Annotated in this window: 9 protein-coding genes; 1 reads left to right on the top strand and 8 read right to left on the bottom strand. The window is 32.6% G+C overall.

The features are described 5' to 3' along the window. Positions 1–79: 79 nt before the first annotated feature. Positions 80–1,429, bottom strand: coding sequence for a DEAD/DEAH box helicase (locus B0A58_RS15910; RefSeq protein WP_089081855.1), 1,350 nt, complete (start codon positions 1,427–1,429; stop codon positions 80–82). Positions 1,430–1,600: 171 nt separating this feature from the next. After that, entirely contained in the window at positions 1,601–2,278 is a 678-nt protein-coding gene (locus tag B0A58_RS15905; RefSeq protein ID WP_089081854.1) for a DUF2625 domain-containing protein, read from the bottom strand. Positions 2,279–3,681: 1,403 nt separating this feature from the next. Between B0A58_RS15905 and B0A58_RS15900 the strand changes: the two genes are divergently transcribed. Next, the gene (locus tag B0A58_RS15900; RefSeq protein WP_089081853.1) at positions 3,682–4,656 is read left to right on the top strand and encodes a zinc metalloprotease; all 975 of its coding nucleotides are present in this window, start codon (positions 3,682–3,684) and stop codon (positions 4,654–4,656) included. 107 nt (positions 4,657–4,763) lie between these two features. Here the strand turns inward: B0A58_RS15900 and B0A58_RS15895 are convergent, their stop codons facing one another. From B0A58_RS15895 to B0A58_RS15870, 6 genes are all read right to left on the bottom strand, one after another. Further along, positions 4,764–5,066 carry a DUF202 domain-containing protein gene (locus B0A58_RS15895; protein ID WP_089081852.1) on the bottom strand — a complete coding sequence of 101 codons (303 nt, stop codon included), beginning with the start codon at positions 5,064–5,066 and terminating at the stop codon, positions 4,764–4,766. Positions 5,067–5,192: 126 nt separating this feature from the next. Further along, on the bottom strand, positions 5,193–5,558 hold the full coding sequence (locus tag B0A58_RS15890) for a rhodanese-like domain-containing protein (protein ID WP_089081851.1): 366 nt from the start codon (positions 5,556–5,558) through the stop codon (positions 5,193–5,195). Positions 5,559–5,581: 23 nt separating this feature from the next. Beyond that, positions 5,582–5,899 (bottom strand): rhodanese-like domain-containing protein, encoded by a 318-nt coding sequence (locus B0A58_RS15885; protein ID WP_089081850.1) that lies wholly within the window; start codon positions 5,897–5,899, stop codon positions 5,582–5,584. Positions 5,900–6,314: 415 nt separating this feature from the next. Further along, on the bottom strand, positions 6,315–7,352 hold the full coding sequence (gene cydB, locus B0A58_RS15880) for a cytochrome d ubiquinol oxidase subunit II (RefSeq protein WP_089081849.1): 1,038 nt from the start codon (positions 7,350–7,352) through the stop codon (positions 6,315–6,317). 19 nt (positions 7,353–7,371) lie between these two features. Further along, complete coding sequence (locus tag B0A58_RS15875; RefSeq protein WP_089081848.1) at positions 7,372–8,715, bottom strand: cytochrome ubiquinol oxidase subunit I; 1,344 nt, start codon at positions 8,713–8,715, stop codon at positions 7,372–7,374. A 221-nt stretch (positions 8,716–8,936) separates the two neighbouring features. Next, positions 8,937–10,211 carry an NAD(P)/FAD-dependent oxidoreductase gene (locus B0A58_RS15870; RefSeq protein ID WP_089081856.1) on the bottom strand — a complete coding sequence of 425 codons (1,275 nt, stop codon included), beginning with the start codon at positions 10,209–10,211 and terminating at the stop codon, positions 8,937–8,939. Positions 10,212–10,282 lie beyond the last annotated feature (71 nt).

The raw sequence follows: 10,282 nt of genomic DNA, 5'->3' as shown, positions 1-10,282 counted from the left end.
GTATTACTATTGTTCATGTTTCTTAACTGAATAGCTACTATAAAAAAATACCTCCAAATATTTATTTAGAGGTATTTTTTTATTTATTTTCCTTACGTTTTTTGTCACGGTTTTTTAAAATATTTCTATTTACGGAACTCGAAACTTTTTTCTTAGTTTTGGAAGGGCCTCCTAGATTGACTTTTTTGTTTTTGGTTGCTTTTTCATGAAATGCACCATCGCCATCAAGTTTGGGTTTTTTTAATAAAAACTTTACTAATTTTTTTTCTTTTTCGGGGCCAATTAATTGGGTAGAAACTGCTACTGCATCTGGAAAAGGGGTGCAAGTAATTTCTTGTTCCATCAAGAGTTCTACTTCTATTTTTTGTTCCACTTCTCGGGGTGCTACAAAACTAATGGCATCGCCAATAGCGTCTGCCCTACCCGTTCGACCAATACGGTGCATATATTGTTCAGGCAATTCGGGCATTTCAAAATTCACAACATGGGTAACATTTGAAATATCCAAACCACGAGCCATAATATCGGTAGTAATAATACCCCTCAAATCGCCATCTTGAAATGCGGCCATAGTGTTGAGGCGGTAATTTTGAGATTTATTAGAGTGTATAACTCCCAACTGATTTGGAAACACTTGTTCGAGTTTGTCGTGTAACAAATCGGCAATTTTTTTATTGTTGACAAAAATCAAAATGCGAGACATTTGTTCGTTTTCAGACAATAAAAAGGTAAGTAAATTGACTTTTGTATTAAAATTTGGAACATCATAATAACATTGCGTGATGTTTTCTAACGGTGTTCCAGATGGAGAAAGGGTTACCTCTTCTGGAAAATCAAAATAATCGTTTAGAATTTCATCCACCTCATCAGTCATGGTTGCAGAAAAAAGGATGTTTTGTCGTTTGCCTTTTATCATAGACAAAATAGAAGTCAATTGTGGTCTAAAACCTAAATTGAGCATTTCGTCAAATTCGTCTATAACCAATTTTTGGGTTTCATCAAATCGGATGTAATTATCAAGGGCCAAATCCATGGTTCTACCAGGAGTGCCAACTAAAATATCGATACCTTCAAAAACCGCTTTTTTTTGGGTATTGATATTAACTCCGCCATATACCCCTAATGTTCTGATAGACATGTATTTAGTAAGCTTTTCTACTTCTTCAACAACCTGTACAACCAATTCTCTTGTGGGTACTAAAACTACAATTTTTGGAGTATGAGTAGGCGTAAATTTATACATTTTGAGTAAGGGCAACAAGTAAGCAAAGGTTTTACCGGTACCCGTTTGTGCTATTCCCATCATGTCTCTACCAGACATGATAACCGAAAAAGATTTTTGTTGAATAGGCGTTGGTGTAACAAAACCCAGTTCAGATACGGCTTTTTGTAGTGATTTTGGGAGATTAAAGGATTCAAATGTATTCATTATATATGCTGCTATTTTTGGCAAAGATACGTTTTTTTATTACTCTAAAAGGCTTATTACCAATATACCTATCAAATTGGGACTCATCATTAATTTGTTTTTTTAAATAACTAAAGTTGAAATGGCATTTCGTGGACTTGGATTTACAAATGAAATCCTACAAAGACATTGTTAGTCGTCTAGTCCTAATTGCTTTCTAAAAGACAAATTAATAAAATACTGTTCTTCGATTGGAACTATTTTTTTAGTATTGGTTTGCAAATGTTGTCCTTCTTGTGACCATAAATAAGGATAAAAAGAAAAAACGGAATCGCCATGTAATGTGGATACGTCCTTTTGCCAATTTGGCCATCGAAGATTTTTATAAAATTGATCCAAATTGGCATTAAAACAAAAATTCAAAAAATCAGTATATGTCATATCCAAGGGTTCATATTGCAAATTATCTGGCGAAAAATAATAAACTTTTCCCAAATCTGCATCAAATTTACCGCCATTAAGGACAAAAAAACCACCAACTGCGTCGTCGGCAATTAGTAAGAAATCTGCCTTATTTCCAAATGCTGAAAAAGCCTTGCCTTTATTCCAATCTGAAAAACTTCGTGTTAATTTTTCATTACCAGAACCCAAAATCCGAATCCAACCCTGATCTACCATCAAGCCTCCTGTATTGAAAATTATTGCACCCATGGGCGATCGAGTTGTAACCTGAGTATTATATAATGCTTGACGAGCATTAATGGAATCTGTAGCTAAAATCGTAACATGATTTTTAGCTTTTGCAATCCAATCCTTTACAGATGGCCAAGCCGATTCCTGATGATTGATTAATTCATTCGTATTTTTCATGGATATTGAGCCAAAAGTGGATTAATTGATAATAAAAAAATGATGATAATGTTTTTTTTATGCATTTAATTGTATTTTAATTTTATTAATATTATAATTATCGAATTAATTTTAAACCAAATTACTTTTGTAACTTTATAAAACAAACTTAAACAAATTTATACACAAGTTTAAAAAAAACAACAGTCGAAGCAAATAGGTATTTTATTCCATTTTATTTTTAAGAGTTTAACTTTCGACAAAGTTAGGTATTTAAAAAATAATGTTGTATTATATTTTAAATTTATAAAGTAGTTCGATTAATTTGCTACTTCAATTCAATTTAGTCGAAGTTGAATGATGTATTTTATTTTAAAAATATATAAATATATTAACGTAAATTTTATTACAAATAATTATTTTTATTGAAATTTAATATAAATAAGACTACATACAAATATTAAAAAAAACCATTCTATTGTTGCTTATTTGTTATTATGAGACAAAATAAATTCTGATACAACACTAAGCATTCCTTGTATTTGACATTTTTTCAAAAAAACAATTAATTACACAGAATGCAACACTGAACTACTTTATATAGTCTCTGCAGATTTACTACTAAATAGTTATTATACAATACATTACATTGATAAAACAATGAATAGTATAACTCAAAATCCTAAAATAAATTAATAAAATGTTAAATTACCTTGCATTAAAATAGATAACAAATAGGTCGCTCCTACAGAGCTTTTATTATAACTTTAATTTATAACTACAAACAGTAAACACCTACTGAGTTAAAACCCCGTTGGGGCTTACTGTTTTTAGAAATTTAATTTTCAAAATAGTTAAAGCTCCGTAGGAGCGACCTGTATTTTATATGTATATTTGGTATTATTTATAATTTGTGCTTTTTGAGTCTTTCAGCAGCCCTATATTGATGTTTGGAATAAAATAAATTCAAAATTTGAAAAAAAGCATTCAAATGTATTATGTTTTTAACTTTCCTAGATATTTTTAGGTTTGCTTCAAAATGGAGTTATGAAAAAAAAAATGGGTTTTACAGCAAAAAAAAAAGATTGGTAGTACAATAAAGCTTATAAATTTGAACACAACATTACCAAATTAATAAAGTAATTCCAAAAAATCTAAAAATAAATTATTATTAAATATTATTCATCAAAATAATATATATGTTAAGAAAAAGTTCCAATACCTAATTGAACATTATAAATTAATTTAAAAATTATTTATTTTTAAATATAATATTATATAATATTATGATAATATTATTAATAAACTAATATATATATATAAATTAGATAAAAATATACATAATAAAAAAAATAAATATGAAATAAGTATTACTTTAAAAATAATTTAATACTTTTGAACTATAAACAAATACATATTTTATTATGAAAAAAATTATTTTTACTATCGGAATTGTGTCGTTGAGCTTGCTTTCCTGTCAGGAAGAAAAAGGTTCAACAACAGAAGAAGCAGCTTCAAGCGAAGGAAGTTTGCAAAAAAGAGGTTGTGCTACGGCAGAACATTTAGAACAGCAGTTGCTTGAAAACCCAAGTTTATCTGTTAAAATGGCAGAAATCGAGGCTTTTACTGAAAAAACGATTTTACAAAATCCAAAAAATTTAAAATTGGTCAATGGTAAAATTCAAATTCCAGTTGTTGTAAATGTGTTGTATAATACAACAGCCGAAAATATTTCTCAAGCACAAATACAATCTCAAATAGACGTTCTAAACAGAGATTTTAATGCCTTAAATACAGATTTTTCATCTGTACCTTCACTATTTGCAGGTGTAAAAGCCAATGTAGAGATTACGTTTTATTTACAATCAATTATTAGAAAGAAAACTACTACTACATCTTATTCTACGAATGATGCCATGAAGAAAAATACTACAACAGGAATTGCACCCACCACACCTACCACTGTTTTAAATCTGTGGTCTTGTAATTTAGGGGGCGGTATATTGGGTTATGCACAATTTCCTGGAGGAGCAACTTCAACAGATGGGGTTGTGATAGACAACAATGCATTTGGTACAACAGGAACAGTTTCTGCTCCTTATAACAAAGGCAGAACGGGTACTCACGAAGTAGGACATTGGTTAAATTTACGTCACATTTGGGGAGATGCCACGTGTGGAAATGATATGGTTTTGGACACACCATCCCATAACGGTCCAAATTATGGAAATCCTGTTTTTCCACATTATAGTACCTGTACAGGAACACCGGTAGAAATGACAATGAATTACATGGATTATACCGATGATTTAGCCATGTACATGTTTACAAATGGTCAAAAAGCCAGAATGGCAGCATTATTTGTATCTGGAGGTGCTAGATATTCTTTTGGACAATAGTATCAAACCATGATATAAAATTTACTTATATCTGATAAGGTTTATGTAATTATTTAAGAAAACACAATTAATATTATTATTTATATAATGATTTTAGTTGTGTTTTTTTATGACAAATAGTCAAATTGGTATTTGCCGATATGCTTTTGGCTTGAAATAATATTTTTTTTGTGTTTGAAATAATTGAATATACCAAACAACAAAAGGTGAAATGCCAGAGCAAAAAGCGGCACTTCTATCAAATAGCTGTTGTTGATTTTCATTAAGTTATGAAGTGTTAATCCTGCCATTAAAAAATACATTGCAGTTCGAAGAAAGGCTAAAAAAGTGGATTGATTGGCTAAATGGGTACGTTGTATGGCTAATTGTTCTCTTAGGATTAAATCCTTATTGATTGCTGTTGCTGTCATGTAAAGTATTTATATTGAATTGATTAAAAGATACATTAATAAATTATTTTTGAATAAATATATAAAAAAATGGAACACTAAAATAATGCTCCATTTTTGCGTAATAAACTAAAAAAATAAAAAATATTATTGACCAAGGCTAGCGGCTACGTCTAGAAAAGAGCCTCCATTGGTTGCGTTTTGAATGCCGTTTTGTTTTAAAATTTCGATAGCTTTGGCACTACGGTTGCCACTTCTACAAAATACGACGATCTTTTTTTGGTTTTTAAAACGATTGATATTGGAAGCTACTTGGTCTAAAGGGATATTTACTGCCCCTTTTACACTTCCTGCCGCAAACTCACTTGCCGAGCGTACATCTACATAAAAAGTGGTTTTTTGCACTTGTATGGCTTTTTTGGATGCCCCATTTGATTTTGATATTTGGGCATTTGCGGTTTGAAAACTTCCCAAAAACAGGAGCCAAAAGCTAATTTTTATAAATAAATTCATACTTTTATAATTAAAAAATAAAATTAATTCAACATGGCTCTTACTTCTTGCCAAGTCCCACCATTGGTTACATTTTGAATACCATTTCGTTCTAAAATTACTTTTGCTTGTCCGCTTCTGTTGCCGCTTCTACAAAAAACCACTATATTTTTTTGGTTTTTAAATTGTGCCATGTTGGCTTGAACTTGATCCAAAGGAATGTTTACAGAGCCTTCTACATGACCCGATTCATATTCGTCTTTTGATCGAACATCTACCAAAAAGGCATTGTCGTTGATTATTGATGCTAATTGATTTTGGCTGTCTTGATTGCTACCAAATATAGAACTGAAAATCCCCATAATGATTTGATTTTATGATTGTTAAATAGTTTTTATTTAAAACATTTTGATACTAAATTTAAAAAAATGAATTGTTCAATTCCACTTCAACTATTCATTTCCTATTTATTTTGATGTTACTTGAACAAATAGGAGATTTGTTTTCAAATGGTTTTGTATCTGTTTTATAGAGCAAAATTAGTTATGTTTGTTCTAAATGATTGTAACAAAAGTTACATTTTAACATATTTATTTAAAAGCAATTGTTTTTAAATGTATATTTGGTATTATATTGCACGAATATTGTTTCTGAATGTGGTTATCAAAAAGATTATTTCAAAATATTATATTTCTATTGGAGTTCAATGATCGTTGTTTGAAACAGATAGGTAACACCCAAAAATAGGTTTGTGTTGAGGTAATGTTTTATTTGGAATTAATAACTGGTATCGTCTAGCTTTACTTTTCCGTTGAAAGTGCTGTATAGGAAATAGAAATATCCAGCTAATAATGGAGTGCCAATAACCACAATGGTTAGTATGATTCCTAATGATTTTTGGGACGAGGCTGCATTGTATATTGTAATGTCGTAGCGTGAATCGATGGTAGAAATGAGCAATGTTGGATACAATTGAAGGGCAACAAGCATCAACAAAAACATCATAGTGATGGATGAAAAAACCAAAGCCAACAGATACCTTTTCTTGGAAGCCAACCTTGGCACATTGGCAACAGCTAAAAAGGAGAGTAACGGAATGATGAAATAAGCAGGATTGTTTCTAAACGTTTCTGTTACTTTTGGAATAAAAATCAAAGTATAAAGGGTTGTAATTCCAAAAGTGATGATGAAAAAAATCATTCCTTTTTTGAGCAAAAATGTCAATCGGGTGTGGAGTCGTCCTTCTGTTTTAAGCAATAAATAGATGGCTCCTTGAGTCATAAAAATGGCCAAGGTGGTTAGTCCTGTCATGATGGCATAAGAATTAAGAAAACCCAATAAAACATCGCCTTTGTATGAATAATTTTTGCCTATTGGGAATCCTTGCAAAATATTTCCCAAAACAACACCCAATAAAAAAGCAATCATGATACTGGATACGCTATAAACAATATCCCAGGTTTTTCGCCACCACAACATTTCCTCGGCACTTCTAAACTTGATGGCGGCGGCCCGCAAGATATTGAAGGTGAGAAACAACATAAATGGCACATACATGATAGACAACATGGAGGCATACATAACGGGAAACCCCGCAAATAAAGCCCCTCCGCCAATAACGAGCCAAACTTGATTAGCATCCCAAACGGGTGCAATGGCATTGATGGCAATTCGCCTACTTAAATCTTTTTGAAAAAACAAATGCCAAGCTCCAGCCCCAAAATCAAAGCCCTCTAAAATGGCATAGCCCGAAAATAATAATCCTATAACCAAATACCAAAGCGTTGGATAGTCTATTCCTAAAAAATATTGCATGATATGATATATTAATAATTTAATTGTAAGCTAATTCGATGTTTTCATGATCTGGGCCGTGTTTGATTTTTTTGTTTAACATATAAATAAACAATAAAAATAAAACAAAATAAACTAAGGTGAATAATACTAGCGAAAACACAATTTGATGGGCCGAAACTTCTTGCGAAAAGGCTTTTGAAGTACGAAGCAAACCATAAACTACCCAAGGTTGTCTGCCCATTTCGGCCGTAAACCACCCAACCTGATTGGCTATTTGTGGCAACAATACTGAAAACGAAAACACCCAAAGCAGTTGTTTGTGATTAAACAATTGACCTTTTATGAATAAAAATGAGGCATATAAAGTAAGTCCTATAAGCAACATTCCAATGGCAATCATGATGTGGTAAAACTGAAAAATGGCGTTTACTTGTTTGGGTCTGTCTGATTCGGCAAAATGACGCAAGCCTACTATGGGTTTTTGAAAATCTTGATGTACTAAAAACGACAAACCGCCAGGTATTTTGAGTCCTGCAACTTGCTGTTTGTCCTGATTGACCCAACCAACCAAATACAAGTCGGCAGGAGCGTTGGGCTGATAATGCCCTTCCATGGCTGCCAGTTTTGCGGGTTGGTTTACAGCTACCCCATCTGCAGAGCTGTGTCCTGAAACCAATTGAAGCAAGGAAAAAAAGGTTGCAACTGGCAATGCAATAGAAAAGGCCGTTTTTGAAATGGCTACAAATTTGTTTTTACGCAAATAATAAGCATGAACACTCAATACCAAAAATGCTCCTGCCAGAAACGACCCTTGCCAAGTATGAACCAACCGATCTACACTAGACGGATTGAAAACCATGGCCCAAAAATCGGTTACTTCGGCTCTGGCATGAATGCCCTGGCCTACAATGTGATAGCCTGCTGGCGTTTGTTGCCATGAGTTGGCCACCACTATCCAAACGGCCGAAAACATAGAGCCTAAAAACACCCCAACAGTTGCCACCAAATGCACCCACGGTTTTACTCGATGCCAACCAAATAATAAAACGCCTAAAAAAGCACTTTCTAACCCAAAAGCAAACAAACCTTCTGCAGCCAATGCACTTCCAAAAATATCACCAACATATCTTGAATAAGTAGCCCAATTGGTACCAAATTCAAACTCCATGATAATGCCCGTTGCAACCCCTATTCCAAAAGTAATGGCAAATATTTTAATCCAAAATCGGGTTAAAACTTCATATTCTTTTTTATTGGTTTTTAAATACAAACTTTCCATGATTACTAAAATCAAACCTATTCCAATACTTAAAGGCGGATAGATGTAATGAAAAGCTACTGTAAATGCAAATTGAATTCGGGCCAATATTTCTACATTCATTGTTGTTGGGTTTTAAAAGTAATAAATTCATCGTATGGGCAAAATTACTTTATTGACTTACCAAAAAATGTGATAAATGTTACACTACTACTTTTTTTAAAAGTATTTATTATTTTGATTATCAAATAATTAAAAAAATAAAACAAAAAAATCTCTTCCTGCAATAGGAAGAGATTTACATAAAAAAAAATAAAGGATTACGAGTGTAAAGTGTAGTATATTTAAGCGTTTCCTTTCAAAATTTTATTCCAATACAACCATGGTAGCACTTTGGTTTTCAAAATCCACATGGTCCATCTTGGTTTGGCCTGATCAAATGGGAAGGTCATTTTGGGTTTGTTTGAATAATCAAACTCTGCCAACATCAATTTGCCGTATTGTGTAGGAATAGGACAAGCACTGTAGCCGTCATAATGGGCTGTTGGTGTGTTGTTGCTCATTGTGGCCAATAAGTTATCTACTACAATAGGCGCTTGTTTTCTAATAGCTGCACCCGTTTTACTACAAGGAGCATTGGTACAATCGCCAAGGGCAAAAACATTTGCAAACCTTGTATGTTGCATGGTTTCTTTGTTTATTTCTACATAACCATAAGGATTATTAGCATCGGCAATTGGACTATTTTTAATAAACTCGGGAGCCGATTGTGGTGGCACTGCATGACACATATCAAAACTCAACGTTACTTTGCTTATATCGCCCTCTGCACTAGCTTCGCTGATACTGTAACAACCAGCTGCCGACTTTGAAAGGGCTTGTTTTAAATTACTTGGTGTATCTTTTGTTTCAAATACTATGGTTTTGTTGTCGCCATCGAGTTGAATAACGTTGGCTCCATAATGCACTTTGATATTGCCTGCTAGCAACACTTTTTCCAATGTAGCTTTGTATTCTGGCACACCAAAAATCATAGTAGCTCCAGACACGTAATGCACATCGCATTTGTCTAAAATGCCTTTTTTTCGCCAATAATCAACGGCCAAATACATGATTTTGTGTGGAGCTCCACCACATTTTATAGGGGTAGATGGATTGGTAAATACGGCTGTTCCTCCTTTAAAATTTTTGATCATTTCCCAAGTATAGGGTGCAGATTCAAAACTATAATTGCTGCTGATATTATTTTTTCCTAAATTTTCTTTGAACCCTTTTATTTTGTTCCAATCCAATTGAATGCCAGGACATACAATCAAATAGTCATAAGTTATAGACGTGCCAGACGTACAAGTAACCTTGTTATTAGAGGGGTCAAAAGTGGCTACTGCATCTTTTATCCAAGTGGTATTTGGATTCATCACTTCTTTTTCTGACCGAACGGTTTTGTTTACATCAAAAACTCCAGCTCCAACTAGCGTCCATGCAGGTTGATAGTAATGTTTTTCTGATGGTTCTACAATAGCAATTTGTAAATTACTTCTTTTTTTCAATAATTGAGCCGCTACAGACAATCCCGCATTGCCTCCACCTACAATTAATATTTGGTAATGATTTGACATAATTTTATTGATTTTATTTGTGATTTCAATATTATACATTTGTAATTAATCGTTCGAGTTACTTACTTAGG

Source organism: Flavobacterium branchiophilum NBRC 15030 = ATCC 35035, from assembly GCF_002217205.1.
Classification (GTDB): domain Bacteria; phylum Bacteroidota; class Bacteroidia; order Flavobacteriales; family Flavobacteriaceae; genus Flavobacterium; species Flavobacterium branchiophilum.
This window is presented reverse-complemented; position numbering and strand designations above follow the sequence as displayed.